Origin of the sequence: Pseudomonas sp. S37 (genome assembly GCF_016658545.1) — a bacterium.
In the GTDB taxonomy this organism is placed as follows: domain Bacteria; phylum Pseudomonadota; class Gammaproteobacteria; order Pseudomonadales; family Pseudomonadaceae; genus Aquipseudomonas.
Map to the genome: position 1 here is coordinate 1 of NZ_JACVZC010000056.1, position 26,904 is coordinate 26,904.

Sequence of the window (26,904 nt, forward strand, 5' to 3'; positions counted from 1 at the left end):
TTCAGAACCTGTGGTAATCCTGTGGGAGCGGGTTTACCCGCGAAGAGGCCAGTACAGCCTATGCAAACCTTGCGGATGGCATAAAATCGCGCCATCCGCTGCAACCGAGCCAACCATGTCCACCCTCCTCCAGCACGCCCAGATCGACTGGGACGACCAGGGCCGCCCCCATTCGCGGCAGTACGACGACGTCTATTTCGCGGTCAACGAAGGCATCGAAGAAACCAAGCACGTGTTCCTCGGCCAGACCCGTCTGGCCGAGCGCTTTGCCGGCCTGGCGCCGCACACCAGCCTGGTGATCGGCGAAACCGGCTTTGGCACCGGCATGAACTTCTTCTGCGCCTGGCAATTATTCGAACAGCATGCGCACGCTGATGCGCGCCTGCATTTCGTCAGTGTCGAAAAGTACCCCCTCGGCCACGCCGACATGGCCCGCGCCGTGCGCCTGTGGCCTGAACTTGCCGCCTACACCGAGCCGCTGCTGGCGCAGTACGTGGCCGTACACCCGGGCTTTCAGCAGTTCACCTTCGCCGATGGCCGGGTCACCCTCACCCTGCTGATCGGCGATGTGCTGGAACAGCTGCCGCAACTGGATGCGCAGATTGACGTGTGGTTCCTCGACGGCTTCGCCCCGGCCAAGAACCCCGACATGTGGACCCCGGCGCTGTTCGCCCAGTTGGCGCGCCTGTCTCACGCCGGCACGGTACTGGGTACGTTCACCACCACCGGCTGGGTACGCCGCAGCCTGGTCGACGCCGGCTTTGCCATGAAGAAGGTGCCCGGCATCGGCAAGAAGTGGGAGGTGATGAGTGGCGCCTACGTCGGCGCCCTGCCCGGCCCCGCCGCCCCCTGGTACGCCCGCCCGCCTGCCGCACCGGGGCCGCGCGAAGCCTTGGTGATCGGTGCCGGGCTGGCTGGCAGCACCAGCGCCGCCAGCCTGGCCCGGCGTGGCTGGCAGGTGACCGTGCTGGAGCGCCACCCGGCACCCGCGCAGGAAGCCTCCGGTAACCCGCAGGGGGTGCTGTACCTCAAGCTGTCGGCCCACGGCACGGCGCTCTCGCAGATGATTCTGTCGGGGTTCGGCTACACACGGCGCCAGCTTGAGCGCATGCAGCGCGGCCATGACTGGGATGCCTGCGGCGTGCTGCAGCTGGCGTTCGACAGCAAGGAGGCCGAGCGCCAGGGCAAGCTGGCTGCCGCCTTCGACTACGACCTGCTGCACACACTGGCGCGCAGCGAGGCCGAAGCCATCGCCGGGGTGGCCTTGCCGGCTGGCGGGCTGTTCTACCCCGAAGGTGGCTGGGTGCACCCGCCAGCGCTGTGCCAGCAGCAATTGCAGCACCCGCGCATTCGGCTGGTGACGCATCAGGAAGTCATCGAGCTGCGCAAGGTCGATGAGCAGTGGCAGGCCTGGGCGGGCGAACACCTGCTGGCCAGCGCGCCGGTGGTGATCCTGGCCGGGGCTGCCGAGGTACGCCGGTTTGAAGCCTGTGCAGGGCTGCCGCTCAAGCGCATCCGTGGGCAGGTTACACGCTTGCCGGCCACCGCCAGCAGCCGGGCGTTGCGCACCGTGGTGTGCGCGGAGGGCTATGTGGCACCCCCGCGTGGTGATGAGCACACCTTGGGTGCGAGTTTTGATTTTCACAGTGAAGACCTGGCGCCGACGGTGGCCGAGCATCAGGGCAACCTGGCCTTGCTGGAGGAGATTTCTACGGATCTGGCCCAGCGCCTGGGTGTGGCCGAGCTGGACCCTGAGCAGTTGCAAGGGCGTGCGGCGTTCCGCTGTACCAGCCCGGATTACTTGCCGATTGTAGGGCCGGTGGCGGATGGGCAGGCGTTTGCCGAGGCGTATGCGGTGCTGGGGCGCGATGCGCGGCAGGTGCCAGAGGTGGCCTGCCCTTGGCTGGGTGGGTTGTATGTGAACAGCGGGCATGGCTCGCGCGGGTTGATTACGGCGCCGTTGAGTGGGGAACTGGTGGCGGCCTGGGTGTGCGGGGAACCGCTGCCGTTGCCGCGGGCGGTGGCAGAGGCTTGTCACCCGAATAGGTTTGGGTTGCGCAAGCTTATCCGAGGTAAGTGAAGGGCCGGGGGATGCTCTGTGGGAGCGGGTTCACCCGCGAACACCGGCGTAGCCGGTGCCATGCACCGCGCCGATTTCTTCGCGAGTGAACTCGCTCCCACAGAAAACACGGCAGTCCAGCTTTTTTTCATATAACAGATTGTTCTAAAACTCTCACAAAGCACACAGGTCAGTTCCTTAAGGTGCCCTAATCCGGGGCATCACCTCCCCAACGGAAAAACCGGTAAGGACTTATGTGCGGATTAGCAGGAGAGTTGCGTTTCACCCCCATCGACCAAGCCCCTCGCCCAGCCGACCTGGCTGCGGTAGAGCGCATCACCCATCACCTGGCCCCGCGTGGCCCGGATGCCTGGGGCTTCCATAGCCAGGGGCCGATTGCCCTCGGCCACCGGCGCCTGAAAATCATGGACCTGTCCGACGGCTCGGCGCAGCCGATGGTCGACAACACCCTGGGCCTGTCACTGGCCTTCAACGGCGCGATCTACAACTTCCCCGAGCTGCGCCAGGAGCTGCAGGACCTGGGCTACCAGTTCTGGTCCGACGGCGACACAGAAGTGCTGCTCAAGGGCTACCATGCCTGGGGCGCGGCGCTGCTGCCCAAGCTCAACGGCATGTTCGCCCTGGCCATCTGGGAGCGCGACAACCAGCGCCTGTTCCTGGCCCGCGACCGCCTTGGCGTCAAGCCGCTGTACCTGTCGCGTAACGGCGAGCGCCTGCGCTTTGCCTCGACCTTGCCAGCGCTGCTCAAGGGCGGCGACATTGACCCGATGCTCGACCCGGTGGCGCTCAACCACTACCTGAACTTCCACGCCGTGGTGCCGGCGCCGCGCACCCTGCTGGCCAACGTGCAAAAGCTGGAGCCTGGCACCTGGATGCGCATCGACCGCCATGGCGAAGTGGAACGCCAGACCTGGTGGCAGCTGAAATACGGCGCCAACCCCGACGAGCGTGAACTGGACCTGGAAGGCTGGACCACCCGTGTGCTCGACGCCACCCGCGACGCTGTGGCCATCCGCCAACGCGCGGCCGTCGATGTCGGTGTGCTGCTGTCCGGCGGGGTCGATTCCAGCCTGCTGGTCGGCCTGCTGCGCGAAGTGGGCGTGGACGACCTGTCGACCTTCTCCATCGGTTTTGAAGATGCCGGCGGCGAGCGCGGCGACGAGTTCCAGTACTCCGACCTGATCGCCAGGCATTACGGCACGCGCCACCACCAGTTGCGCATTGCCGAACACGAAATCATCGACCAGCTGCCGGCGGCGTTCCGCGCCATGAGCGAGCCAATGGTCAGCCATGACTGCATCGCCTTCTACCTGCTGTCACGCGAAGTGGCCAAGCACTGCAAGGGCGTGCAGAGCGGCCAGGGTGCCGACGAGCTGTTTGCCGGCTACCACTGGTACCCGCAGGTGGACGGCGCCGACGATGCCTTTACCGCCTATCGCGATGCCTTCTTCGACCGCAGCCATGCCGAGTACCGCGACACCGTGCAGGCGCCGTGGCTGCTGGAAACCGACGCCGCTGGCGACTTCGTGCGTGAGCACTTTGCCCGCCCCGGCGCAGCAGACGCGGTGGACAAGGCCCTGCGCCTGGACAGCACGGTGATGCTGGTCGACGACCCGGTCAAGCGGGTGGACAACATGACCATGGCCTGGGGCCTGGAGGCGCGCACGCCGTTCCTCGACTACCGCCTGGTGGAGCTGTCGGCGCGCATCCCGGCACGCTTCAAGCTGCCTGATGGCGGCAAGCAGGTGCTCAAGCAGGCGGCGCGACGGGTGATCCCGCATGAGGTGATCGACCGCAAGAAAGGCTACTTCCCGGTACCGGGCCTGAAGCACCTGGAAGGTGCCACGCTGGGCTGGGTGCGCGAGCTGCTGACCGACCCCAGCCAGGACCGCGGGCTGTTCAACCCGGCCATGCTCGACCGCCTGCTGAGCAACCCGCACGGCCAGCTGACGCCGCTGCGGGGTTCCAAGCTGTGGCAGCTGGCAGCGCTTAACCTGTGGCTGAGCGAACAAGGAATCTGACCGATGAAAGCCCACGAAATCGCTTACGGTCAGCGCCTGTTGCGCGGCCAGGCGCCGTCCTACGAGCGCCTGCAGGCGCGCCTGGCCGGCGACGGCAGCCAGCCCCACGACCAGCCGCGTGCCGTGCACTGCGGCTGGGGCCGGCTGCTGATTGGCCACACCTACCCCGATCCGGTTTCCCTGGCCGAGGACCTGCTCGACGAACGCCCCGGCGAACGGGACATCGCCCTGTACGTGGCAGCCCCGCAGCAGGTGCTGGCCCAGGCCCCGCAACAGCTGTTCCTCGACCCGTCCGACACCCTGCGCCTGTGGTTCACCGACTACCGCCCTGCGCAGCGGGTGTTCCGTGGCTTTCGCGTGCGGCGGGCGCAGAACCCGGCCGACTGGCAGGCGATCAACACCCTGTACCAGGCGCGCGGCATGCTGCCGGTGGACGCCGAGCTGCTGACCCCGCGGCACCTGGGCGGCCCGGTGTACTGGCTGGCCGAAGACGAAGACAGCGGCGCGGTGATTGGCAGCGTCATGGGCCTGAACCACGCCAAGGCCTTCGATGACCCGGAGCACGGCAGCAGCCTGTGGTGCCTGGCGGTAGACCCGCACTGCACCCGCCCTGGCGTCGGTGAAGTGCTGGTGCGCCACCTGATCGAGCACTTCATGAGCCGGGGCCTGGCCTACCTCGACCTGTCGGTACTGCACGACAACCGCCAGGCCAAGCGCCTGTACCAGAAGCTGGGCTTTCGCAACCTGCCCACCTTCGCGGTCAAGCGCAAGAACGGCATCAACGAGCAGCTGTTCCTCGGGCCGGGGCCGCAAGCTGACCTTAACCCCTACGCGCGTATCATCGTCGACGAAGCGCTGCGCCGCGGCATCGAGGTCCATGTGGATGACGCGGCTGGCGGCCTGTTCACCCTGAGCCTGGGCGGGCGCCGCATTCGCTGCCGTGAATCGCTCAGCGACCTGACCAGCGCCGTGACCATGACCCTGTGCCAGGACAAGCGCCTGACCCAGCATGCCCTGCTCAACGCAGGCTTACAGGTGCCGGCGCAGCAACTGGCCGGCAATGCCGACGACAACCTGGCGTTTCTCGAGGAGCATGGCGCGGTGGTGGTCAAGCCGGTCGATGGCGAGCAAGGCCAAGGCGTGGCGGTGAACCTGGCCTGCATTGACGAGATTACCCAGGCGGTTGCGCATGCACGCCAGTTCGACAGCCGCGTACTGCTGGAAAGTTTCCATGCCGGGCATGACCTGCGCATCGTGGTGATCGGTTACGAAGTGGTGGCTGCCGCCATTCGTCACCCGGCGCAGGTGCTGGGTGACGGCAAGCACAGCGTGCGCCAGTTGATCGAAGCCCAAAGCCGGCGGCGCCAGGCGGCTACTGGTGGCGAAAGCCGCATTCCGCTGGATGACGAAACCGAACGCACCTTGCGGGTGGCGGGCTTTGCCTATGACGACGTGTTGCCTGCCGGCCAGCGCCTGGCGGTGCGGCGTACCGCCAACCTGCACACCGGCGGCACCCTCGAAGATGTCACCGCACGCCTGCACCCGGTGCTGGCCGACGCGGCTGTGCGCGCTGCGCGGGCGCTGGAAATACCGGTGGTGGGGCTGGACTTCATGGTGCGCGATGCCGGGCAGCCGGAGTACGTGATCATCGAAGCCAACGAACGTGCCGGCCTGGCCAACCATGAACCGCAGCCTACGGCCGAGCGCTTTATTGACCTGCTGTTTCCGCATAGCCGGCCTTTGGCGTAAACCCGTGCCGGCCTCTTCGCGGCTAAAGCCGCTCCCACAGGTACCGCATTGCCTTCAGGGCCTGTGGGTTCCTGTGATTGCCCTCAGGGCCTGTGGGATCCCTGTGATTGCCCTCAGGGCGTGTGGGGTACCTGTGGGAGCGGGTTCACCCGCGAAGAGGCCGGCACAGGAGCAAGGAGTCCCAAACCATGTCCGAACGACACCCCGAACCCGATCTCGACTACCTCAAACGCGTGCTGCTGGAGATGCTCGCCATCCCCAGCCCCACCGGTTTCACCGACACCATCGTGCGCTACGTGGCCGAACGCCTGGACGAACTGGGTATCCCCTTTGAGCTGACCCGCCGCGGCACCATCCGCGCCACGCTCAAGGGCCGGCAAACCTCGCCCGACCGCGCGGTGTCCGCCCACCTCGACACCATCGGCGCCAGCGTGCGCCAGTTGCAGGACAATGGCCGCCTGGCGCTGGCACCGGTCGGCTGCTGGTCCAGCCGCTTCGCCGAAGGCAGCCGGGTCAGCGTGTTCACCGACACTGGCGTGTTCCGTGGCAGCGTGCTGCCGCTGATGGCCAGCGGGCATGCCTTCAACACCGCCATCGACCAGATGCCGGTCAGTTGGGAACACGTGGAAGTGCGCCTGGACGCCTACTGTGCCACCCGCGCCGACTGCGAGGCACTGGGTGTGAGCATTGGTGACTTCGTCGCCTTCGACCCGCTGCCCGAGTTCACAGAAAGCGGCCATATCAGCGCCCGCCACCTTGACGACAAGGCGGGCGTAGCGGCGCTGCTGGCAGCGCTGAAGGCGGTGGTGGAAAGTGGCCAGCAACCGCTGATCGACCTCCACCCGCTGTTCACCATTACCGAGGAAACCGGCTCGGGTGCAGCCGGTGCCCTGCCCTGGGATGTCAGCGAGTTCGTAGGTATCGACATTGCCCCGGTAGCGCCCGGGCAGGCCTCCAGCGAGCACGCCGTGAGCGTGGCCATGCAGGACTCGTCAGGGCCTTACGACTACCACCTGTCCCGGCATTTGCTGAAGCTGGCCGGCGAGCACGACCTGCCGGTGCGCCGCGACCTGTTCCGCTATTACTTCAGCGATGCCCATTCGGCGGTGACCGCGGGGCATGATATTCGCACGGCGCTGGTGGCGTTTGGCTGCGATGCCACCCATGGCTACGAGCGTACCCATATCGACAGCCTGGCGGCGTTGAGCCGGTTGCTGTCGGCGTACCTGCTGAGCCCACCGGTGTTTGCCAGTGATTCGCAGCCGGCCAATGCGTCGTTGGAGCGGTTCAGCCACCAGCTGGAGCATGATGCGCAGATGGAGAGCGATACCCGGGTGCCGGCGGTGGATAGCCTGGTAGGTAACAAGGCTTGAGGGCCTCGGGGGCTGCATTGCAGCCCCAAAATACCAAATGTTTCGCGTAGCATGCCCACACCAACACCCGAGACACCGCCCGACATGCTGATTCCCTACGACCAACTGCAAGCCGAAACCCTGACCCGCCTGATCGAAGACTTCGTCACCCGCGACGGCACCGACAACGGCGACGACACCCCGCTGGAAACCCGTGTGCTGCGGGTGCGCCAGGCACTGGCCAAGGGCCAGGCATTCATCTTGTTCGACCCCGAGAGCCAGCAGTGCCAGTTGCTCGCCCGGCATGACGTGCCTCGGGAGCTGCTCGACTAGCAGCCCCGCACTTGTCCTGGCTGGCCTCCTGGATGCGCTTGTACACCTCGGCCCGGTGCACCGGCACCTCACGTGGTGCATCCACGCCAAAGCGCACCACCCCGTCGCGGGTTTCCACCACCATGATCCGGATGTCATCGTCAATGACGATGATCTCCCCTACTTCACGCCCGATTACCAGCATGTTCCGATCCTCCTGCGAATGGGAAAACCGGAGCCTGCCTCGTAGGCATTCAGCTACTCAATAGCTCCACTACGATTCAGAAGAGCCCTACATTCATGGGTAACTTCTCCTACAGACCATTTACCGCGATTGAGCCTTGGTGCGCATTTTCGCCGCCATTTCGGCCATTTCGTCATACAGCCGCTCCGGTGCCTGACGCTTCAGTTCCCAGGCCTGGCGCCCGGACTCATGGGGCAGGATCAGGAACTCGCCGGCAGCGACCTGGCGGTGGATGTAGTCGGCGATGTCCGCGGCGCTGATCGGCGAGCCTTCCAGCAATTTGCCAACCTGCGCCTTCATCGCCGGGTTCGGCCCGCGGAAAGAGTCCAGCAGGTTGGTCTGGAAGAACGACGGGCATACCACATGCACCGCCACCTCCTGCTGGCGCAGCTCGACCAGCAGGCTCTCCGACAGGGCCAGCACGCCGGCCTTGGCCACGTTGTAGTTGCTCATGCCCGGCCCCTGCATCAGTGCGGCCATCGAGGCGACATTGATGATGCGCCCCTTGCTGCGCTCCAGCAGCGGCAGGAAGGCCTTGCAGCCCTTGACCACGCCCATCAGGTTGACCGCGATCTGCCAGTCCCAGTCCTCCAGCGACAGCTCGGCGAAGAACCCACCCGAGGCCACGCCAGCGTTGTTGACGATTACGTCGATGCCGCCGAACTGTTCGGTGCAGGCCTGGGCTAGGGCGGTGAGCTGGCTGTAGTCGCGCACGTCACAACGCTGGACGAAGCCTTCGCCACCAGCCGCGCGGACCAGCTCCAGGGTTTCGCGCAGGCCGTTTTCGTTGACGTCGGCCAGCGCCAGGCGCCAGCCCTCACGCGCCCAGCGCAGGGCGATCTCGCGACCGAGGCCGGACCCGACGCCGGTGATCATGATGCGGTTTTGCATGGTGGCTGGCCTTGTTCTGATGGCTGTCGAGAGCAGTCTAAACAAGGGGTCGGGTGATGGCAGGGTTCATCAGGGTAGTGAATGGGGGGGCATGAATATGTGGTTAACCTGGGCGGGCCTCTTCGCGGGTAAACCCGCTCCCACAGGTTCACCACAGGCCTTAAGGCAGCGCGGTCCTTGTAGGAGCGGGTTTACCCGCGAAGAGGCCCTCACAGGCACCACACAAATGGAATCTTTCACAAACAGCAAAGGTCCGAATTTACAAGAGGCCAGCAGTCCGAGGCCCTTGACCCTCAACCACGCAAGGATTCCGTCATGACCACGATTCTGATCATCATCCTGATCCTCCTGCTGATTGGTGGCTTACCGGTATTCCCGCACTCGCGCAGCTGGGGCTATGGCCCGTCCGGCATCGTTGGCGTGGTGCTGGTGATTCTGCTGGTGTTGTTGCTGTTAGGCATGATCTAGCGCCGCAAACATAAAAAAAACCGCGCCAAGGCGCGGTTTTTTTATTACCCAACGGATCAGTGCGAAACAGCGCCCGATGCCCCCAGGCCCGTCTGCGAACGGACAAACTGCGGGTAGAACAGCGCACGCTCGTCGTCAGCCGCCTTGGACTTGTCGGTGACCGAGAAGAACCAGATGCTGACGAAGGCAATGGCCATCGAGAACAGCGCCGGGTACTCGTACGGGTAGATCGGTTTTTCGTGGCCGAGGATCTGCACCCAAATGGTCGGGCCAAGGATCATCAGCGTCACCGCACTCACCAGGCCCAGCCAGCCGCCGATCATGGCGCCGCGGGTGGTCAGTTTCTTCCAGTACATCGAAAGCAGCAGTACCGGGAAGTTGCAGCTGGCAGCGATGGAGAATGCCAGGCCGACCATGAAGGCGATGTTCTGCTTCTCGAACAGGATACCCAGGCCGATCGCCAGCACGCCCAGGGCGACGGTGGTGATCTTCGATACGCGGATTTCGTCCTTGTCGTTGGCCTTGCCCTTGCGCCATACACTGGCGTACAGGTCGTGGGACACCGCCGAGGCACCGGCCAGGGTCAGGCCGGCGACCACCGCCAGGATGGTGGCGAAGGCCACTGCCGAGATGAAGCCGAGGAACACGCTGCCACCCACGGCATTGGCCAGGTGCACCGCTGCCATGTTGTTGCCACCCAGCAGGGCGCCGGCGGCGTCCTTGAAGTCCGGGTTGGTGCTGACCAACAGGATGGCGCCAAAGCCGATGATGAAGGTGAGGATGTAGAAGTAGCCGATGAAGCCGGTGGCGTACAGCACGCTCTTGCGGGCTTCCTTGGCGTCACTGACCGTGAAGAAGCGCATCAGGATGTGTGGCAGACCAGCGGTACCGAACATCAGCGCCAGGCCCAGCGAGAACGCCGAGATCGGGTCTTTGACCAGGCCGCCCGGGCTCATGATCGCTTCGCCCTTGGCATGTACCTTGATCGCTTCGGAGAACAGGGTGTTGAAGTCGAAGCCCACATGCTTCATCACCATCAGGGCCATGAAGCTGGCACCGGACAGCAACAGCACGGCCTTGATGATCTGTACCCAGGTAGTGGCCAACATGCCGCCGAACAGCACGTACAGGCACATCAGGATACCCACCAGGATCACCGCCACGTGGTAGTCCAGGCCGAACAGCAGCTCGATCAGCTTGCCGGCACCGACCATCTGCGCGATCAGGTAGAACGCCACCACCACCAGCGAACCGGAGGCCGACAGGGTACGGATTTCCTTTTGCCCGAGGCGGTACGAGGCCACGTCGGCGAAGGTGTACTTGCCCAGGTTGCGCAGGCGTTCGGCAATCAGGAACAGGATGATCGGCCAGCCGACCAGAAAGCCGATCGAGTAGATCAGGCCGTCATAGCCAGAGGTGAACACCAGCGCGGAAATCCCCAGGAACGAGGCCGCCGACATGTAGTCGCCGGCAATCGCCAGGCCGTTCTGGAAACCGGTGATCTTGCCGCCGGCGGCGTAGTAGTCCGATGCCGACTTGTTGCGCTTTGAAGCCCAGTAGGTAATGCCGAGGGTAAAGGCGACGAAGGCCACGAACATGGCGATCGCAGAAACGTTCAGCGGTTGTTTCTGCACCTCGCCGGTCAGGGCATCGGCGGCCCACACGGCGGGTGCAAAGGCTCCGCAGGCCAGGACGGCCAGGGTTTTGGCGTGGCGAATCATTGTTGCGCCTCCTTCAGGATGGCCTTGTTCAGCTCATCGAATTCGCCGTTGGCGCGGCGCACGTAGATGGCGGTCAGGACGAATGCCGAGATGATCAGGCCGACGCCCAGGGGAATGCCCCAGGTGATCGACGATTCAGGGCTGAGCTTGGCGCCCAGTATCTGAGGACCGTAGGCAATAAGGAGGATGAAGGCGCAGTACAGGCCGAGCATGATCGCCGAGAGAATCCAGGCGAACCGTTCGCGTTTGGTAACCAGCTCCTTGAAGCGGGGGCTGTTTTGTATCGAGAGGTAAATGCTGTCGTTCATTGTTTTTGTCCTAGCAGCACAGGTAGGGGATGGAACCCACACCCTTACTTTATGCAGCTGTTGGACGCCAACCAGACGACCTTAGTCTTAGATGCAACGGTGTTTTACCGATTTCGTAACAAAGCTGATGGCCTATTCGCGGCGGTTCGACGCCTCGATAAACCCGCTCCCACAGGGGATTTGCACAACTCTGATGACTATGGAAATCCCTGTGGGAGCGGGTTTATCGAGGCGTCGAACCGCCGCGAACAAACAACATTGGCCCTATCGGGTGATCACTTGCCAGTCCACTCCTTCACACGATCAGGGTGCTTGGCCACCCAGTCCTTGGCCGCCGCTTCAGGCTTGGCCCCTTCCTGAATCGCCAGCATCACTTCACCAATCTCGTCCTTCGACTGCCAGTTGAACTTCTTCAGGAACTCCGCCACTTCCGGCGCCTTGGTCGCCAGTTCCTTGCTGCCGATGCTGTTCACGGTCTCTGCCGCGCCGTACACGCCTTTAGGGTCTTCGAGGAACTTCAGTTTCCACTTGGCGAACATCCAGTGCGGCACCCAGCCGGTCACCGCAATCGACTGCTGCTTGGCATAGGCACGGCCCAGCTCTGCGGTCATCGCCGCGCCAGAGCTGGCCTGCAGCTTGTAACCGCTCAAGTCGTAGTCCTTGATCGCCTGATCGGTCTTGATCATCACGCCGGAACCGGCGTCGATGCCGACAATCTTCTGCTTGAAGCTGCTGTCGGTCTTGAGGTCGGCGATGCTCACCGCCTTGACGTACTCAGGGACGATCAGGCCGATCTTGGCGTCCTTGAAGTTCGGGCCATAGTCGACCACGTTGTCCTTGTTCTTGGCCCAGTACTCGCCATGGGTCACCGGCAACCAGGCCGACAACATGGCGTCGAGCTTGCCGGTCGCCACACCCTGCCACATGATCCCGGTGGCCACGGCCTGCAACTTCACGTCGTAGCCGAGTTTTTGCTTGATCACTTCGGCGGCCACGTTGGTGGTCGCCACACTGTCGGCCCAACCATCCACGTAGCCAATGCTGACTTCTTTGGCCATTGCCTGTGCTGCGCTCATTCCCAGTACCAGGGCGGTGCCTACACCCAGGAAACGTCGCATTTTTTTCAAAGTTGCCATCAAAGCATCCCCTCGTCAGGTCTTGGAGATTGCATCATCTTCCTGCCACACCGGGCGACCTGATCCAGCTGCGACCTGTACCCGCCCCATATGCGACAGCACTGTGCCATTAGCGCCATCGGCCTACAGTGGCCTGCGCGATCCTTGCATGCCAAAGGTTTGGCGCCGGGCTACTATCTACCCTTTTGCGCCTGACGATGGACCGCCCGATGCCCAGTTCTGCCCGCCTGCTGCTGCCGTTGTACCTGCTTGCCTGCCTGTTGGCCCTGCTGGGGCTGGGGGCACTGTGGTACGGGCTGGGCAAGCCGGTGCAACTGCCCGACGCAGCCAGCCCTACGCACAAGCTGCAATGCGCCTCGTACACCCCGTTCGACAAGGACCAGTCGCCCTACGACCAGCCGTTTCGCCTGCGCCCGCAGCGCATGGACGCCGACCTGGCCCTGCTGGCCGAGCGATTCCAGTGCATTCGCACCTATTCCATGACCGGTCTCGAGGCAATCCCGGCGCTGGCGCGCAAGCACGGCCTGAAGGTGATGCTCGGCGCCTGGGTGAACAGCCACCCGGCCGATACCGACCGGGAAATCAACCTGCTGATCGCCGCCGCCAACGCCAACCCCGACGTGGTCAGCGCAGTGATCGTCGGCAACGAAACCCTGCTGCGCAAGGAGGTGACCGGTGCACACCTGGCCAAGCTGATTGCCCGGGTGAAAAGCCAGGTGAAGGTGCCGGTGACCTACGCCGATGTCTGGGAGTTCTGGTTGCAGCACCCACAGGTTGCCCCGGCGGTGGACTTCCTGACCATCCACCTGCTGCCCTACTGGGAAGACGACCCGCGCGGCATCGACGAAGCCCTGGCCCATGTGGCGGATGTGCGCCGGGTGTTCGGCACGCGCTTTGCGCCCAAGGACATTGTGATTGGCGAAACCGGCTGGCCCAGCGAAGGCCGCCAGCGCGAGACCGCGGTACCCAGCCGGGTCAACGAGGCGCGCTTCATTCGAGGTTTTGTGGCCATGGCCGAGAGTAACGGCTGGCACTACAACCTGATCGAAGCGTTCGACCAGCCGTGGAAGCGCGCCAACGAGGGCGCAGTGGGGGGTTACTGGGGCCTGTACGACGCCGACCGCCAGGACAAGGGCGTGCTTGAAGGGCCGGTGAGCAACCTGCAGTACTGGCCACAGTGGTTGCTGGCCAGTGCCGTGCTGATGGGGGTGATGCTGGTACTGGCCGGGCGCCCTGCTACGCCACTGGCAGCGGTGCTGTTGCCGTTGCTGGCAGCGTTTGGCGCCGGCTGCCTGGGTTTGTGGGGCGAGTTGATGCGCACCCATGCGCGCTTTGCCTGGGAGTGGTTATGGGCGCTGGCCCTGGCCGGGCTGAACCTGCTGGTGCTGGCCCATGCACTGTTGGCGCTGGCACAGCGGGCGGGTTGGCGCGAGCGGGTGTTCGCCTGGCTGCAGGCGCGGGCCGGCTGGTTGTTGCTGGCGGCGGGCTTTGCTGCGGCGGTGAGCATGCTGGCCATGGTGTTCGACCCGCGCTACCGCAGCTTCCCCAGCGCGGCGCTGGCATTGCCGGCGCTGGTGTATGTGCTGTGGCCGGTGCGCGCGCGGCGGGGCGAGGTGGCGTTGCTGGCGTTTATCGTCGGTGCCGGGGTGGCGCCGCAGTTGTTTGTCGAAGGGTTGCAGAGCCAGCAGGCCTGGGCTTGGGCAGTGGTGAGTGTGTTGATGACGGCAGCGTTGTGGCGCAGTTTGCGGGTGCGCCCGCTCCTACAATGACCGCGTCGCTTTGTCTTCTCTTACAAGGCGCAACCCCGCCAGCACCAGCGCAAACACGGCAATGCTGGCGGTGTACAGCACCAGCGCCGGCACCGCGAACACCAGGGCCAGCACCGCCAGCCACCAGCCAGCGCGGCCGGCAACCAGCTGCGCCAGCAGCGCCAGGCCGAGGCCACCCCAGGCCAGCACCTGGTGGTGAATACCCAGCCCCAGCAAGGCGCGTACCTCGCACTGCCAGTACGCCGTAGGTACCGTACACAGCCCCACCCACTGGCCATCTTCCATCAGCCCGTAGCGCACGCCATAGCTGGCCGCGAGCCACAGCCCGATACAAAGCACCAGCAGCGCAACCGGCAGCGAACGAGACATCCTGTTCTCCAATAGCGGTAATCGAAAGCATCCATGATCGCTTATGCCCAGTTGTAAGGCAAAATCACAACCCTGCAGCTATGTTGCAGATAACAAGCACACCAAAGGCCACCGCACCAGGCAACTTTGCCCAGCTCGATGTGGTCCTAGCCTGCACACTGCTCGACCTTGCGTTTTTTTGGGGGATTACATGCTTCGATCTTTGCGCCTCGCTGCCCTGCTCGGCAGCCTGCTCATGGCTGTGGCCGCTTCTGCGCGGGATATCGACGCAGCAAGCTATGGCTACCCCTTGACCAACCCGTTCGAGGCAACCATTGCCACCACGCCGCCGGACCAGCGCCCGACCCTGCCCAGCGACGATGACATCGACCAATCCGACTACAGCCTGAACCTGCGCCCGGAGCGTGAGTTCACCCTGCCCGACAACTTCTGGGCAGTGAAAAAGCTCAAGTACCGCCTGGCCCGCCAAGACCACGAAGCGCCGCTGATCTTCATCATCGCCGGCACGGGTGCGCCCTACAGCAGCAGCATCAACGAATACCTGAAGAAGCTGTTCTACCAGGGCGGCTTCCACGTGGTGCAGCTGTCGTCACCGACCAGCTACGACTTCATGAGCGCCGCCTCGCGCTTCGCCACCCCCGGCATCAGCCAGGAAGACGCCGAAGACATGTACCGGGTGATGCAGGCCGTGCGTGCCCAGCACCCGCGCCTGCCGATCAGCGAGTTCTACCTGACCGGCTACAGCCTGGGTGCGCTCGATGCCGCCTTCGTCAGCCACCTGGACGAAACCCGCCGCAGCTTCAACTTCAAGCGCGTGCTGCTGCTGAACCCGCCAGTCAACCTGTACACCTCGATCAACAACCTCGACAAGCTGGTGCAAACCCAGGTCAAGGGCATCGACCGCAGCACCACCTTTTACGAGCTGATGCTGGAAAAGCTCACCCGCTACTTCCAGGACAAGGGCTACATCGACCTCAACGACGCCTTGCTGTACGACTTCCAACAGTCCAAACAGCACCTGTCCAACGAACAGATGGCGATGCTCATCGGCACCTCGTTCCGCTTCTCGGCGGCCGACATTGCCTTTACCTCCGACCTGATCAACCGCCGTGGCCTGATCATTCCGCCGAAGTTCCCGATTACCGAGGGCAGCAGCCTCACGCCGTTCTTCAAGCGTGCCCTGCAGTGCGACTTCGACTGCTACATGACCGAGCAGGTGATCCCGATGTGGCGTGCCCGCACCGACGGCAACAGCATCCTGCAACTGGTCAACCAGGTCAGCCTGTATGCCCTGGAAGACTACCTGCGCAGCAGCGACAAGATCGCCGTGATGCACAACGCCGACGACGTCATCCTCGGCCCCGGCGACATCGGTTTCCTGCGCAAGGTGTTCGGTGACCGCCTGACCCTTTACCCCCATGGCGGCCATTGCGGCAACCTCAATTACCGCGTCAACAGTGACGCCATGCTGGAGTTCTTCCGTGGTTAACAAACTCCTCTTCGCCACTGCCCTGCTTGCCGCCGGCCACACCCTGGCCGCCGAAACCGCCCCACGGGCCAGTGTGGTCGAGGCCGACCCGCAGGTGGTCGGCACGGCCCCCCTGGTACCGGAGGCCGATGGCTTTCTCGACCCGTTGCGCGAACTTAAATTCAACCCTGGGCTGGACCAGCGCGAGTTCGAGCGTTCCACCCTCGAGGCGCTGAACGTGTACGACCCGCTGGAGTCGCTGAACCGGCGCATCTACCACTTCAACTACCGGCTCGACCAGTGGGTGCTGCTGCCGTTGGTGAACGGCTACCAGTATGTAACGCCAGGCTTCGTGCGTACCGGGGTGAGCAACTTCTTCAACAACCTGGGCGATGTGCCAAACCTGTTCAACAGCGTGTTGCAGCTCAAGGCCAAGCGCTCGGCAGAGATCACCGCACGGCTGATGTTCAACACCCTGATTGGTGTGGGCGGGCTGTGGGACCCGGCAACCAGCATGGGCCTGCCACGCCAGAGCGAAGACTTTGGCCAGACCCTGGGCTTCTACGGCGTACCGGAAGGGCCGTACCTGATGCTGCCGCTGCTGGGCCCGTCGAACCTGCGCGATACCACCGGGCTGGTGGTGGACTATGCCGGCGAGCAAGCGATCAACTACCTGAACGTGGCCGAAGCCAGCACCGACCACCCGGAAATCTTTGCCCTGCGCGTGGTGGACAAGCGCTATACCACCAAATTCCGCTATGGCCAGCTGAACTCGCCGTTCGAGTACGAGAAGGTAAGGTATGTGTATACCCAGGCGCGCAAGTTGCAGATAGCTGAGTAAGCCTGCTCGGGCCTATTCGCGGGTAAACCCGCTCCTACAAAGGGTATGTAGTCCGATGTAGGAGCGGGTTCACCCGCGAATAGGCCAGAACAAGCAACCTCAAATCCCCAGGAACTGACACAGCTCGCGCTTCTTCGCCAGGGCATCCCTGCGCCCCAGCTCGATCAGCTCGCTGCAATAACTCGCCTCGAACAACAAATAGCTCAACACCCCCGCCCCACTGGTACGCGTCGCCCCCGGCCCACGCAAGAACAGGCGCAGCGCCGCCGGCAACTCACGCCGGTGCCGCGCCGCAATTTCGTCCAGCGGCTGGCTGGGCGCCACCACCAGCACCTCGATCGGCGCCAACCCCAGGCGCCGGGCGTCCAGGTGCGCCGGTAACAACCGGCTGAGGTGATTAAGCCGCTGCAGCAGTTCGATGTCGTCTTCCAGGCTGTCGATGAAGGTGCTGTTGAGCATGTGCCCGCCAATCTGCGCCAGGCTCGGTTGCTGGCCGCTGAACACCCGCTGGGTCGGCAACGGTGGCGCCGGCCGCTGCGGGTTGCCACTGACCCCGACCACCAGCACCCGGCTGGCGCCCAGGTGCAAAGCCGGGCTGATCGGCGCCGACTGGCGTACCGCACCGTCGCCGTAGTACTCGTCGCCCAGTTGCACCGGGGCGAACAGCAGCGGGATCGCCGCGCTGGCCAGCAGGTGGTCGATGCTCAGTGGCGTGGGCACCCCGATGCGGCGGTGGCGCAACCAGGCCTCGATGGTGTCGCGGCCCTGGTAGAAGGTTACCGCCTGACCGGACTCATAGCCGAACGCAGTCACCGCGACGGCGCGTAGCTGGTTGGCAGCCAGCGAATGGCCAATGCCGTCCAGGTTCAGGTGCGCCTCCAGCAAGCCCCGCAACGGACTGCTGTCGAGCAAGGCCACTGGCGCCTGGCCGCCCAGGCCGAGCAGGCTATGGCCGACAAAGCGGCTGGCCTGGCGCACCACGCCGGGCCAGTCGCTGCGGATGACCAGGTGGCTGCGAAAGTTTTGCCAGAAACGGGTAAGCCGTTGCACGGCGTCGTTGAACTGGGTGGCGCCGCTGGCCAGGGTAACGGCGTTGATGGCCCCGGCAGAGGTGCCGACGATGACCGGGAACGGGTTATGCGCGCCGGCGGGCAGCAGCTCGGCGATGCCGGCCAGCACACCGACCTGATAGGCGGCGCGAGCGCCGCCGCCAGAAAGGATAAGACCGGTTACCGGGGGTGGGGCCATGGAGTCCTTCCTGGGGTTGATGTGTAGGCAGGCCTGGCCTATTCGCGGCGGTTCGGCGCCCCGATGAACCCGCTCCTACATCAGGCGGTGATCCCTTGTAGGAGCGGGTTTACCCGCGAAGAGGCCAGGCCTGCCTACACAAGGCTCAGCGCTTCTTTTTGTCATACAGCCGCGGCGCCCCTTCGGGCCGCGACTTGAACCTGCGATGCGCCCACAAATACTGCTCGGGGCACTCGCGCAACACACTCTCGACCCACTGGTTGATGCGCAGGCAGTCGGCCTCTTCGCTTTCCCCGGGGAAGTCCGCCAGCGGCGGGTGAATAACCAGACGATAGCCGCTGCCATCCTCCAGGCGCTTCTGGGTGAACGGAATCACCTGCGCCTTGCCCAGCCGGGCAAACTTGGTGGTAGCAGTTACGGTAGCCGCCGGAATACCGAACAGCGGCACAAAGATGCTCTGCTTGGCGCCATAGTCCTGGTCCGGTGCATACCAGATCGCCCGGCCCGAGCGCAGCAGCTTGAGCATGCCGCGCACGTCCTCGCGCTCCACTGCCAGCGAATCGAGGTTATGGCGTTCACGGCCACTGCGCTGGATGAAGTCGAACAACGCGTTGCCATGCTCGCGGTACATGCCGTCGATGGTGTGCTGCTGGCCCAGCAGCGCGGCACCGATTTCCAGGGTGGTGAAGTGCACCGCCATCAGGATCGCGCCCTGCCCCGCCTGCTGGGCGGCCTGCAGGTGCTCCAGGCCTTCGATGTGGGCCAGGCGGGCAAGCCGGGCCTTGGGCCACCACCAGCTCATGGCCATTTCGAAGAAGGCAATACCGGTGGACGCAAAGTTGGCCTTGAGCAAACGCTGCCGTTCGTCGACTGACAGCTCCGGGAAACACAGCTCCAGGTTGCGCGCAGCAATACGCCGCCGCTCACCGGCAAAGTGGTACATCACCGCGCCCAGCGCGGCACCGATCTTCAACAGCACCCGGTACGGCAACTGGACCACCAGCCACAGCAGGCCCAGGCCCAGCCACAGGCCCCAGAACTTGGGATGAAGGTAAAAGCGGCGAAAACGCGGGCGTTCCATTGAAGCATCCGGAAAGACAAAGGCCGCGCATTCTACAACGGATCAGTGCATGTTGCGGGCAACCGGTGTTCTCGTTATAAGTCAGGGCACTTTTTTCGCAACAAGCCGTCTATGCAGACCATGAGCCCAAACCACACACCCGACACCGCCTCCGTGTTCCAGCTCAAGGGCAGCATGCTTGCCATTACTGTTCTGGAACTGGCGCGCAATGACCTTGAAGCCCTCGACCGCCAGCTGGCGGCGAAAGTCGCCCAGGCACCGAACTTCTTCAGCAACACGCCGCTGGTGCTGGCGCTGGACAAGCTGCCGGCCGACGAAGGGGCAATCGACCTGCCCGGCTTGATGCGGATCTGCCGCCACCACGGCCTGCGTACCCTGGCCATCCGTGCCAACCGCATCGAGGACATCGCGGCCGCCATTGCCATCGACCTGCCGGTACTGCCGCCGTCCGGCGCCCGTGAGCGGCCGCTGGAGCCCGAGCCCGAGGTGGTGAAAAAGCCCGAACCGGCCCCGGCGCCCGCACCCGCTCCGGAACCCGAAGTGCGCCCGACCCGCATCATTACTTCGCCAGTACGCGGCGGCCAGCAGATATATGCGCAAGGTGGCGATTTGATAGTAACTGCTTCGGTCAGCCCGGGCGCGGAACTTCTGGCCGATGGCAACATCCATGTGTACGGCGCCATGCGCGGCCGCGCCCTGGCCGGCATCAAAGGCAATACCAAGGCGCGTATCTTCTGCCAGCAGATGACCGCCGAAATGGTCTCCATCGCCGGCCAGTACAGGGTCTGCGAAGACCTGCGCCGCGACCCGCTGTGGGGCACTGGCGTGCAAGTCAGCCTGTCTGGTGACGTGTTGAACATCACCCGTCTTTAACGGATACTTGCCAGCATTTTTAGAGCAACTTTTTTACTGTTGCCGTTATTTGAGCTATTTAAGCTATTTCAGTTTTTTGCAGGGACCCGTGTCCCGATTATTTTAGGGGTGAAACACCTTGGCCAAGATTCTCGTGGTTACTTCCGGCAAGGGGGGTGTGGGCAAGACCACCACCAGCGCCGCCATTGGTACCGGCCTCGCACTGCGCGGCCACAAGACCGTTATCGTCGACTTCGACGTGGGCCTGCGTAACCTCGACCTGATCATGGGCTGCGAACGCCGCGTGGTGTACGACTTCGTCAACGTGGTCAACGGCGAAGCCAACCTGCAACAGGCCCTGATCAAGGACAAGCGCCTCGAGAACCTGTACGTGCTGGCTGCCAGCCAGACCCGTGACAAGGACGCGCTGACCCAGGAAGGCGTGGAAAAGGTACTGATGGAGCTGAAGGAGCAGTTCGACTACGTCATCTGCGACTCGCCGGCCGGTATCGAGAAAGGCGCACACCTGGCCATGTACTTCGCCGACGAAGCCATCGTGGTGACCAACCCTGAAGTTTCCTCGGTACGTGACTCCGACCGCATGCTGGGCATCCTGTCGAGCAAGTCGCGCCGCTCCGAAAACGGCGAAGAGCCGATCAAGGAACACCTGCTGATCACCCGCTACCACCCGGAGCGCGTAGAAAAGGGCGAAATGCTGAGCATCGCCGACGTCGAAGAAATCCTCGCAATCAAGCTCAAGGGCGTGATTCCCGAGTCCCAGGCAGTACTCAAGGCTTCCAACCAGGGTATCCCGGTCATCCTCGACGACCAGAGCGATGCTGGCCAGGCCTACAGCGATACCGTCGACCGTCTGCTGGGCAAAGAAAAGCCCCTGCGGTTCATCGAAGTGCCGAAGCAAGGATTCTTCGCGCGACTGTTTGGAGGCAAGTAAACCATGAACCTTTTTGACTTCTTTCGTGGCAGACAGAAACAGACCAGCGCGTCGGTAGCGAAAGAGCGTCTACAGATCATCGTGGCGCACGAGCGCGGCCAACGCAGCGAACCGGACTACCTGCCGGCGCTGCAGAAAGAACTGCTGGAAGTGATCCGCAAGTATGTGAACATCGGCAACGATGACGTGCATATCGAGCTGGAGAACCAGGGCAGCTGCTCGATTCTGGAGCTGAACATTACCTTGCCGGATCGCTGATTCGCGCATCTGGCCATTGGGGCTGCTTTGCAGCCCATCGCGACGCAAGGCCGCTCCTACACGGGTTATGCATTCCCCTGTAGGAGCGGCCTTGCGTCGCGATGGGCCGCAAAGCGGCCCCAATGGTTTCCCCCGATATAACCGAGACCAAGCAATGCCGCTGTCGAACATCCAGATCCTGCACGAAGACGCCGCCATCCTGGTGATCAACAAACCGACCCTGCTGCTGTCGGTACCCGGCCGTGCCGAAGACAACAAGGACTGCCTGATCACCCGCCTGCAGGAAAACGGCTACCCCGACGCGCTGATCGTGCACCGCCTGGACTGGGAAACCTCGGGCATCATCCTGCTGGCCCGCGATGCCGACAGCCACCGCGAGCTGTCGCGCCAGTTCCACGACCGCGAAACCGAAAAGGCCTACACCGCCCTGTGCTGGGGCCAGCCGGCGCTGGACAGTGGCAGCATCGACCTGCCGCTGCGCTACGACCCGCCGACCAAGCCACGCCATGTGGTCGACCACGAGCAAGGCAAGCATGCCCTCACCTTCTGGCGCATTGTCGAGCGCTGCGGCGATTACTGCCGGGTGGAACTGACGCCGATTACCGGGCGTTCGCACCAGTTGCGCGTGCACATGCTGTCGATCGGGCACCCGTTGCTGGGTGACCGGCTGTATGCCAACCCAGAGGCGCTGGCCGCGCATGAGCGGTTGTGCCTGCATGCCTCGATGCTGAGCTTTACCCACCCGGTGTCCGGGGAGCGGCTGAAGTTCGAGTGCCCGGCGCCGTTCTGAATTTGTATTGCCTATACTGGCCTCTTCGCGGCTAAAGCCGCTCCTACAGGGGAATACAGCACCTGTGGGAGCGGCTTTAGCCGCGAAGAAGCAGACACAAATTGTCGACATTCTGCGCTAAACTCGCGCCACTGCTGTCTGGAGTGAGCTATGCGCGACGCACTGAATTCTGGCCTTATCGACTTCCTCAAGGCCTCCCCCACGCCCTTCCACGCCACCGCCAGCCTGGCCCAGCGCCTTGAGGCTGCCGGCTACCAGCGCCTGGACGAGCGCGACAGCTGGGCCACCGTGCCTGGCGGGCGCTACTACGTTACCCGTAACGACTCGTCGATCATTGCCATCAAGCTGGGCAAGCAAGCCCCGCTGCTGAACGGCATTCGCATGGTCGGCGCGCACACCGACAGCCCGTGCCTGCGGGTCAAGCCGCAACCTGAGCTGCAGCGTCAGGGCTTCCTGCAATTGGGCGTGGAAGTGTATGGCGGCGCCTTGCTGGCGCCGTGGTTCGACCGCGACCTGTCGCTGGCCGGCCGTGTCACCTACCGCCGTGATGGCAAGGTGGAAAGCCAGCTGATCGACTTCAAGCTGCCGATCGCGATCATCCCCAACCTGGCGATCCACCTGAACCGTACCGCCAACGAAGGCTGGGCGATCAACCCGCAGAACGAACTGCCACCGATCCTCGCCCAGGTGGCCGGTGACGAGCGCATCGACTTCCGCGCCCTGCTCACCGAGCAACTGGCCCGCGAGCACGAGCTGATTGCCGATGTGGTGCTGGATTACGAGCTGAGCTTCTACGACACCCAGGACGCCGCCCTGATCGGCCTGAACGGCGACTTCATCGCCGGCGCCCGCCTGGACAACCTGCTGTCGTGCTACGCCGGCCTGCAGGCCCTGCTGGCCGCCGACAGCGATGAAACCTGCGTGCTGGTGTGCACCGACCACGAAGAAGTCGGCAGCTGCTCGGCCTGTGGTGCCGACGGCCCGATGCTGGAGCAGACCCTGCAGCGCCTGCTGCCCGAGGGTGACGCCTACGTGCGCACCATCCAGCGCTCGCTGATGGTGTCGGCCGACAACGCCCATGGCGTGCACCCCAACTACGCCGACAAGCACGACGGCAACCACGGGCCCAAGCTCAACGCCGGGCCGGTGATCAAGGTGAACAACAACCAGCGCTACGCCACCAACAGCGAAACCGCCGGGTTCTTCCGCCACCTGTGCATGGCCGAAGAAGTGCCGGTGCAGAGCTTTGTGGTGCGCAGCGACATGGGCTGTGGCTCGACCATCGGGCCGATCACGGCCAGCCACCTGGGTGTGCGCACGGTGGATATCGGGCTGCCGACTTTTGCCATGCATTCGATTCGCGAGCTGTGCGGCAGCCATGACCTGGCGCACCTGGTGAAGGTATTGACCGCGTTCTACCGTTGCCGCGAGTTGCCTTGATGTAGGCATGCCCGGCCTCTTCGCGGGTAAACCCGCTCCCACAGGATGTCCACAGGGCCAGGCATTGTGGGGATCTGTGGGAGCGGGTTTACCCGCGAAAGGGCCGGACCTGCTCAAGGTCAATTCCGCTTCGCTCGCCACCCGCTATGCTTGTTACATGGCCCCACTGCAAAAGGATTGCTGTCCATGTCCCCGTTCCTGTCCCTGTTCGTGCCGGTGTTTCTGTTCCTGCTGTTGCTGACCATCGGCTTCAGCATGCGCGAACGCAATATCGGTGTGCTGATGATGTGGATCGGCACCTTGGGCATCTTCGGCCTCACTTGCTGGAAGATCCTCGAGAAACTGCCGACATAAACCTCTACACTCGGTCAATCGTTTGACCTGAGGTAGATTTGCCAGTGCCTGCCCTTCTGCGTTACCTGTTCCTGCTGCTGTTGCTGTTCATCACCCCGGTACAGGCGGCGGGCCTGCCCGGCCTGCTGGGCGGCAGTGCGCCCGCGCAACCGGAGGCCACCGAGCCGCTGGGCAAGTCGCTGGACGAAGTGATCAAGAACCTTGAAAACGACCAGCAACGGGCCAAGCTGCTGGCCGACCTGAAAAAACTGCGCGACGCCACCAAGCAGTCACAACCCAGTGTCGAACAGGGTGTGCTCGGCCTGATCGGCGGCGCCCTGCATGACTTCGAAAAGCAGTTCAGCGGTGACGCCAGCCCGTTCTCCCGCTGGGCCGCGGAAATTGAGCAGGCCCAGGCCGAACTGACCGAGCTGATGGTGCCGGTGCACCAGTGGCCGGCCATTCTGTTCGGTTTTGCCGCAGTCATTGCCGTGTGGAGCCTGCTGGCCTACGCCTTCAACTGGGTCGGCCACCGCATACGCCTGCGCTTTGGCTTGAGCGAAGAACTGCCACAGCACCCGCGCACCTGGGACCTGGTGCGCTTTGCCTTGCGCAAGCTGGGCCCGTGGCTGGTGGCGCTGGTGTTCACCGTGTACCTGAGCTTCGTGCTGCCGCCGTCGCTGGGCAAGTCGCTGGCCATGGTGCTGGCCTACGCACTGGTGGTCGGTACCTGCTTCTCGGCCATCTGCGTCATCGCCTTCTCGCTGCTGGACGGCCCACACCGCCACCGCGCCCTGCACATCCTGCGGCACCAGGCGTTTCGCCCGCTGTGGTTGATCGGCAGCTTCGCCGCGTTTGGCGAGGCGATGAGCGACCCACGCATGCTGGTGGCCCTGGGCACCCACCTGGCACATGCCCTGGCGACCCTGGCCAACGTGGTTGCCGCGCTGTGCACCGGGTTGTTCATCCTGCGCTTCCGCCGCCCGATCGCCCACCTGATCCGCAACCAGCCGCTGTCACGGCGCCTGACCCGACGCACGCTCAGCGACACCATCGAGATCCTCGGCAGCTTCTGGTTCATCCCGGCGCTGATCCTGGTGGCCATCTCGCTGTTCGCCACCTTCGTCTCTGCCGGTGACACCAGCACCGCCCTGCGCCAGTCGCTGATGTGCACGGTGCTGGTAGTGGTGTGCATGGTGCTCAACGGCCTGGTACGCCGCCACGCCGCCAACCCCAAACGCGCCGCCAAGCGCCAGGCGGTCTACGCCGAACGCCTGCGCAACTTCGGCTACCTGCTGGTGCACTTGCTCATCTGGCTGCTGTTCATCGAGCTGGGCCTGCGTGTGTGGGGCCTGTCGATGATCAGTTTCGCCGAGGGCGACGGCCACGACATCAGCGTGCGCCTGCTGGGCCTGGCCGGCACGCTGATCGTCGCCTGGCTGGTGTGGATCCTCGCCGACACCGCCGTGCACCACGCGCTGGTGCGCTCGCGCCGGGGCCTGGCCAACGCCCGCGCGCAGACCATGATGCCGTTGATCCGCAACGTGATGTTCGTGGTCATCTTCATCATTGCGGTGATCGTTGCCCTGGCCAACATGGGCATGAACGTTACCCCGCTGCTGGCCGGTGCGGGTGTGATCGGCCTGGCCATCGGTTTTGGCGCGCAGTCGCTGGTGGCCGACCTGATCACCGGGCTGTTCATCATCATCGAGGACTCGCTGGCGATCGACGACTACGTGGATGTCGGCGGCCACCTGGGCACGGTGGAGGGGCTGACCATTCGTACCGTGCGCCTGCGCGATATCGATGGCATCGTGCATACCATCCCGTTCAGCGAAATCAAGAGCATCAAGAACTACTCGCGGGAGTTCGGCTACGCCATCTTCCGCGTGGCGATCCCGCACAGCATGAATATCGACCAGGCTATTACACTGATCCGCGAGGTCGGGCAGAAGCTGCGCAATGACCCGCTGATGCGGCGCAATATCTGGTCGCCACTGGAGTTGCAGGGGGTGGAGAGTTTCGAGTCGGGCTCGGCGATCTTGCGGGCGCGGTTCAAGACTGCACCGATCAAGCAGTGGGAAGTGTCGCGGGCGTTCAACCTGGCGTTGAAGCGGCAGCTGGACGAGGCCGGGCTGGACCTGGCTACGCCGCGGTTGTCGGTGCAGGTGGTGACGGCTGGTGGTGGGGGGATGGCAGAGGCCGGTTCTTCCAGTTAGGGCCCTTTCGCGGGTAAACCCGCTCCCACAGGATGGCCACAGGTTCGACTGTTGTGGTGTACCTGTGGGAGCGGGTTTACCCGCGAAGAAGCCAACACCTCATCCGGCCTGAGCACGAATGCGAATCGCATCATGCCGCCAATACTCCAGGTCACAGTCGATCAGGTGCCCATGCTGGTCACTGTTGACCCGGGTAATGTGCAACCCCGGGCTGCCCGCCGACACTTTCAACGCACTGGCCGCCTCCACCGGCAGCGCGGTCGGCAAAATCTCGAAGCACACTTGCCCATACTCAATGCCATACACCCGCCCATAGATCTCGGTCAGCGACTGCGCCAGGTCCTGCTCGAGGATGCCGGGGAAATAACGCGGGTTCAGGTAATGCTCGGCATACAGCACCGCCCGCCCATCAATGCGCCGTAACCGGCAGATCCGCACCACACTCGACAACGCCGGCAACTGCAGGCGCGCACAGATTGCCGCCGAAGCCGGCTGCAGCCGCGCCGACAGCAGTTCGGTACTGGCCTCGCGGCCTTGGTCACGCACCATGGCATGGAAATGGCTGCGCTCGATCAGGTCGTAGGTCAGCCGTTGCGGCGCAACAAACCAGCCACGCCGTTCTTCGCGGTAGATCAGGCCTTGGGCTTCCAGCTGCGCCAGCGCCTCGCGCAGGGTAATGCGTGTGGTGTCGAACACTTCGCTGAGCCGGCGCTCGGCCGGCAGCTTGCCGCCCGGCGCCAGCAGGCCGTGCTTGATCTGCTCCTGCAGGGCATGGCAGATGGCTGTTACCGCACGCGGTGGCGTCGACTGCATCAAAAGGTTACCTATCTGGACTAGTCCAGCCCTGTCACAGGGCATGTGGAGAATAGTGCAAGCCTAGGCAGGGCTGATGAACATCCTGTGACAAAGGCTTTGCCCAGCTATTGCCAGAAACGCGCAAAGCCAGCAGAACCGGGGTGATCGCGTGGTCTACGCTGTAGCTTCAGGGCTTAAAGCGGCCCC

General features: G+C 63.9%; 24 protein-coding genes and 1 pseudogene. 16 read left to right on the forward strand and 9 right to left on the reverse strand.

Annotated elements, in window-relative coordinates:
* Positions 1-115: 115 nt before the first annotated feature.
* From mnmC to IAE39_RS17370, 5 genes are all read left to right on the forward strand, one after another.
* The gene (gene mnmC / locus IAE39_RS17350) at positions 116-2,080 is read left to right on the forward strand and encodes a bifunctional tRNA (5-methylaminomethyl-2-thiouridine)(34)-methyltransferase MnmD/FAD-dependent 5-carboxymethylaminomethyl-2-thiouridine(34) oxidoreductase MnmC (protein WP_201204735.1); all 1,965 of its coding nucleotides are present in this window, start codon (positions 116-118) and stop codon (positions 2,078-2,080) included.
* 233 nt (positions 2,081-2,313) lie between these two features.
* Complete coding sequence (locus IAE39_RS17355) at positions 2,314-4,101, forward strand: N-acetylglutaminylglutamine amidotransferase (protein WP_201204737.1); 1,788 nt, start codon at positions 2,314-2,316, stop codon at positions 4,099-4,101.
* Between the two features lie 3 nt (positions 4,102-4,104).
* Positions 4,105-5,850: an N-acetylglutaminylglutamine synthetase gene (gene ngg, locus IAE39_RS17360; protein ID WP_201204739.1), complete on the forward strand. Its 1,746-nt coding sequence runs from the start codon at positions 4,105-4,107 to the stop codon at positions 5,848-5,850.
* 188 nt (positions 5,851-6,038) lie between these two features.
* Positions 6,039-7,223, forward strand: a complete 1,185-nt coding sequence (locus IAE39_RS17365) for an osmoprotectant NAGGN system M42 family peptidase (protein WP_201204741.1) — start codon at positions 6,039-6,041, stop codon at positions 7,221-7,223.
* A gap of 84 nt (positions 7,224-7,307) precedes the next feature.
* Positions 7,308-7,535: a YheU family protein gene (locus IAE39_RS17370; RefSeq protein WP_051099660.1), complete on the forward strand. Its 228-nt coding sequence runs from the start codon at positions 7,308-7,310 to the stop codon at positions 7,533-7,535.
* Positions 7,536-7,545: 10 nt separating this feature from the next.
* Here the strand turns inward: IAE39_RS17370 and csrA are convergent.
* Positions 7,546-7,719 (reverse strand): annotated as a pseudogene (gene csrA, locus IAE39_RS17375) (carbon storage regulator CsrA); the annotation flags it as partial.
* A gap of 120 nt (positions 7,720-7,839) precedes the next feature.
* Entirely contained in the window at positions 7,840-8,649 is an 810-nt protein-coding gene (locus IAE39_RS17380; protein WP_201204744.1) for an SDR family oxidoreductase, read from the reverse strand.
* A 315-nt stretch (positions 8,650-8,964) separates the two neighbouring features.
* Here IAE39_RS17380 and IAE39_RS17385 point away from each other — a divergent pair, with 315 nt between their 5' ends.
* The gene (locus IAE39_RS17385) at positions 8,965-9,117 is read left to right on the forward strand and encodes a DUF3309 family protein (RefSeq protein WP_012271016.1); all 153 of its coding nucleotides are present in this window, start codon (positions 8,965-8,967) and stop codon (positions 9,115-9,117) included.
* Positions 9,118-9,173: 56 nt separating this feature from the next.
* Here IAE39_RS17385 and IAE39_RS17390 read toward each other — a convergent pair whose 3' ends face one another.
* The 3 genes from IAE39_RS17390 to IAE39_RS17400 form a co-directional block, all read right to left on the reverse strand.
* On the reverse strand, positions 9,174-10,838 hold the full coding sequence (locus IAE39_RS17390; RefSeq protein WP_105945961.1) for a cation acetate symporter: 1,665 nt from the start codon (positions 10,836-10,838) through the stop codon (positions 9,174-9,176).
* Positions 10,835-11,146 carry a DUF485 domain-containing protein gene (locus IAE39_RS17395; RefSeq protein WP_201204745.1) on the reverse strand — a complete coding sequence of 104 codons (312 nt, stop codon included), beginning with the start codon at positions 11,144-11,146 and terminating at the stop codon, positions 10,835-10,837. Before IAE39_RS17395 ends, IAE39_RS17390 begins: the two co-directional genes overlap by 4 nt.
* Positions 11,147-11,421: 275 nt before the next feature.
* Positions 11,422-12,282 carry a glycine betaine ABC transporter substrate-binding protein gene (locus IAE39_RS17400; protein ID WP_201204746.1) on the reverse strand — a complete coding sequence of 287 codons (861 nt, stop codon included), beginning with the start codon at positions 12,280-12,282 and terminating at the stop codon, positions 11,422-11,424.
* A 197-nt stretch (positions 12,283-12,479) separates the two neighbouring features.
* Between IAE39_RS17400 and IAE39_RS17405 the strand changes: the two genes are divergently transcribed.
* Entirely contained in the window at positions 12,480-14,051 is a 1,572-nt protein-coding gene (locus IAE39_RS17405; RefSeq protein ID WP_201204748.1) for a glycoside hydrolase family 17 protein, read from the forward strand.
* On the opposite strand, the gene IAE39_RS17410 is transcribed toward IAE39_RS17405, so the two are convergent.
* Positions 14,043-14,420, reverse strand: a complete 378-nt coding sequence (locus tag IAE39_RS17410; protein WP_201204750.1) for a hypothetical protein — start codon at positions 14,418-14,420, stop codon at positions 14,043-14,045. The genes IAE39_RS17405 and IAE39_RS17410 overlap by 9 nt on opposite strands.
* A gap of 190 nt (positions 14,421-14,610) precedes the next feature.
* Here IAE39_RS17410 and IAE39_RS17415 point away from each other — a divergent pair, with 190 nt between their 5' ends.
* A complete protein-coding gene (locus IAE39_RS17415; RefSeq protein ID WP_201204752.1) occupies positions 14,611-15,909 on the forward strand; it encodes a serine/threonine protein kinase in 1,299 nt (432 codons plus the stop codon).
* A 73-nt stretch (positions 15,910-15,982) separates the two neighbouring features.
* Positions 15,983-16,729 carry an MlaA family lipoprotein gene (locus IAE39_RS17420; protein WP_442968451.1) on the forward strand — a complete coding sequence of 249 codons (747 nt, stop codon included), beginning with the start codon at positions 15,983-15,985 and terminating at the stop codon, positions 16,727-16,729.
* Between the two features lie 99 nt (positions 16,730-16,828).
* Here the strand turns inward: IAE39_RS17420 and IAE39_RS17425 are convergent, their stop codons facing one another.
* Positions 16,829-17,977: a patatin-like phospholipase family protein gene (locus tag IAE39_RS17425; protein WP_201204756.1), complete on the reverse strand. Its 1,149-nt coding sequence runs from the start codon at positions 17,975-17,977 to the stop codon at positions 16,829-16,831.
* Positions 17,978-18,122: 145 nt separating this feature from the next.
* Positions 18,123-19,058, reverse strand: coding sequence for a lipid A biosynthesis lauroyl acyltransferase (locus IAE39_RS17430; RefSeq protein ID WP_201204758.1), 936 nt, complete (start codon positions 19,056-19,058; stop codon positions 18,123-18,125).
* A 111-nt stretch (positions 19,059-19,169) separates the two neighbouring features.
* On the opposite strand from IAE39_RS17430, the gene minC reads away from it, so the two are divergent.
* The 7 genes from minC to IAE39_RS17465 all read left to right on the forward strand — a co-directional run bounded on the left by minC (position 19,170) and on the right by IAE39_RS17465 (position 25,902).
* Complete coding sequence (gene minC, locus IAE39_RS17435) at positions 19,170-19,931, forward strand: septum site-determining protein MinC (protein ID WP_201204760.1); 762 nt, start codon at positions 19,170-19,172, stop codon at positions 19,929-19,931.
* Positions 19,932-20,049: 118 nt separating this feature from the next.
* Positions 20,050-20,862: a septum site-determining protein MinD gene (gene minD, locus IAE39_RS17440; RefSeq protein ID WP_201204763.1), complete on the forward strand. Its 813-nt coding sequence runs from the start codon at positions 20,050-20,052 to the stop codon at positions 20,860-20,862.
* Positions 20,863-20,865: 3 nt separating this feature from the next.
* Positions 20,866-21,120, forward strand: a complete 255-nt coding sequence (gene minE, locus IAE39_RS17445) for a cell division topological specificity factor MinE (RefSeq protein WP_003252572.1) — start codon at positions 20,866-20,868, stop codon at positions 21,118-21,120.
* 154 nt (positions 21,121-21,274) lie between these two features.
* Positions 21,275-21,910: an RluA family pseudouridine synthase gene (locus tag IAE39_RS17450; RefSeq protein ID WP_011532730.1), complete on the forward strand. Its 636-nt coding sequence runs from the start codon at positions 21,275-21,277 to the stop codon at positions 21,908-21,910.
* 150 nt (positions 21,911-22,060) lie between these two features.
* Positions 22,061-23,350, forward strand: coding sequence for a M18 family aminopeptidase (locus tag IAE39_RS17455; protein ID WP_201204765.1), 1,290 nt, complete (start codon positions 22,061-22,063; stop codon positions 23,348-23,350).
* A gap of 186 nt (positions 23,351-23,536) precedes the next feature.
* On the forward strand, positions 23,537-23,704 hold the full coding sequence (locus IAE39_RS17460) for a hypothetical protein (protein WP_012271002.1): 168 nt from the start codon (positions 23,537-23,539) through the stop codon (positions 23,702-23,704).
* A 44-nt stretch (positions 23,705-23,748) separates the two neighbouring features.
* Positions 23,749-25,902, forward strand: a complete 2,154-nt coding sequence (locus IAE39_RS17465; RefSeq protein ID WP_201204778.1) for a mechanosensitive ion channel family protein — start codon at positions 23,749-23,751, stop codon at positions 25,900-25,902.
* A gap of 99 nt (positions 25,903-26,001) precedes the next feature.
* Here IAE39_RS17465 and IAE39_RS17470 read toward each other — a convergent pair whose 3' ends face one another.
* Positions 26,002-26,715, reverse strand: coding sequence for a UTRA domain-containing protein (locus IAE39_RS17470; protein ID WP_201204780.1), 714 nt, complete (start codon positions 26,713-26,715; stop codon positions 26,002-26,004).
* Positions 26,716-26,904 lie beyond the last annotated feature (189 nt).

What these genes read in the sequence shown, in the direction of transcription:
- IAE39_RS17355 (WP_201204737.1), top strand. Translation starts at nt 2,314, where the DNA reads ATGTGCGGATTAGCAGGAGAGTTGCGTTTCACCCCCATCGACCAAGCC.
- mnmC (WP_201204735.1), top strand. Translation starts at nt 116, where the DNA reads ATGTCCACCCTCCTCCAGCACGCCCAGATCGACTGGGACGACCAGGGC.
- IAE39_RS17460 (WP_012271002.1), top strand. Translation starts at nt 23,537, where the DNA reads ATGTCCCCGTTCCTGTCCCTGTTCGTGCCGGTGTTTCTGTTCCTGCTG.
- IAE39_RS17405 (WP_201204748.1), top strand. Translation starts at nt 12,480, where the DNA reads ATGGACCGCCCGATGCCCAGTTCTGCCCGCCTGCTGCTGCCGTTGTAC.
- IAE39_RS17400 (WP_201204746.1), bottom strand. Translation starts at nt 12,282, where the DNA reads ATGGCAACTTTGAAAAAAATGCGACGTTTCCTGGGTGTAGGCACCGCC.
- IAE39_RS17385 (WP_012271016.1), top strand. Translation starts at nt 8,965, where the DNA reads ATGACCACGATTCTGATCATCATCCTGATCCTCCTGCTGATTGGTGGC.
- IAE39_RS17370 (WP_051099660.1), top strand. Translation starts at nt 7,308, where the DNA reads ATGCTGATTCCCTACGACCAACTGCAAGCCGAAACCCTGACCCGCCTG.
- IAE39_RS17470 (WP_201204780.1), bottom strand. Translation starts at nt 26,715, where the DNA reads ATGCAGTCGACGCCACCGCGTGCGGTAACAGCCATCTGCCATGCCCTG.
- IAE39_RS17380 (WP_201204744.1), bottom strand. Translation starts at nt 8,649, where the DNA reads ATGCAAAACCGCATCATGATCACCGGCGTCGGGTCCGGCCTCGGTCGC.
- IAE39_RS17410 (WP_201204750.1), bottom strand. Translation starts at nt 14,420, where the DNA reads ATGTCTCGTTCGCTGCCGGTTGCGCTGCTGGTGCTTTGTATCGGGCTG.
- IAE39_RS17455 (WP_201204765.1), top strand. Translation starts at nt 22,061, where the DNA reads ATGCGCGACGCACTGAATTCTGGCCTTATCGACTTCCTCAAGGCCTCC.
- IAE39_RS17365 (WP_201204741.1), top strand. Translation starts at nt 6,039, where the DNA reads ATGTCCGAACGACACCCCGAACCCGATCTCGACTACCTCAAACGCGTG.
- IAE39_RS17430 (WP_201204758.1), bottom strand. Translation starts at nt 19,058, where the DNA reads ATGGAACGCCCGCGTTTTCGCCGCTTTTACCTTCATCCCAAGTTCTGG.
- minE (WP_003252572.1), top strand. Translation starts at nt 20,866, where the DNA reads ATGAACCTTTTTGACTTCTTTCGTGGCAGACAGAAACAGACCAGCGCG.
- ngg (WP_201204739.1), top strand. Translation starts at nt 4,105, where the DNA reads ATGAAAGCCCACGAAATCGCTTACGGTCAGCGCCTGTTGCGCGGCCAG.
- IAE39_RS17450 (WP_011532730.1), top strand. Translation starts at nt 21,275, where the DNA reads ATGCCGCTGTCGAACATCCAGATCCTGCACGAAGACGCCGCCATCCTG.
- IAE39_RS17425 (WP_201204756.1), bottom strand. Translation starts at nt 17,977, where the DNA reads ATGGCCCCACCCCCGGTAACCGGTCTTATCCTTTCTGGCGGCGGCGCT.
- IAE39_RS17395 (WP_201204745.1), bottom strand. Translation starts at nt 11,146, where the DNA reads ATGAACGACAGCATTTACCTCTCGATACAAAACAGCCCCCGCTTCAAG.
- IAE39_RS17415 (WP_201204752.1), top strand. Translation starts at nt 14,611, where the DNA reads ATGCTTCGATCTTTGCGCCTCGCTGCCCTGCTCGGCAGCCTGCTCATG.
- IAE39_RS17390 (WP_105945961.1), bottom strand. Translation starts at nt 10,838, where the DNA reads ATGATTCGCCACGCCAAAACCCTGGCCGTCCTGGCCTGCGGAGCCTTT.
- minC (WP_201204760.1), top strand. Translation starts at nt 19,170, where the DNA reads ATGCAGACCATGAGCCCAAACCACACACCCGACACCGCCTCCGTGTTC.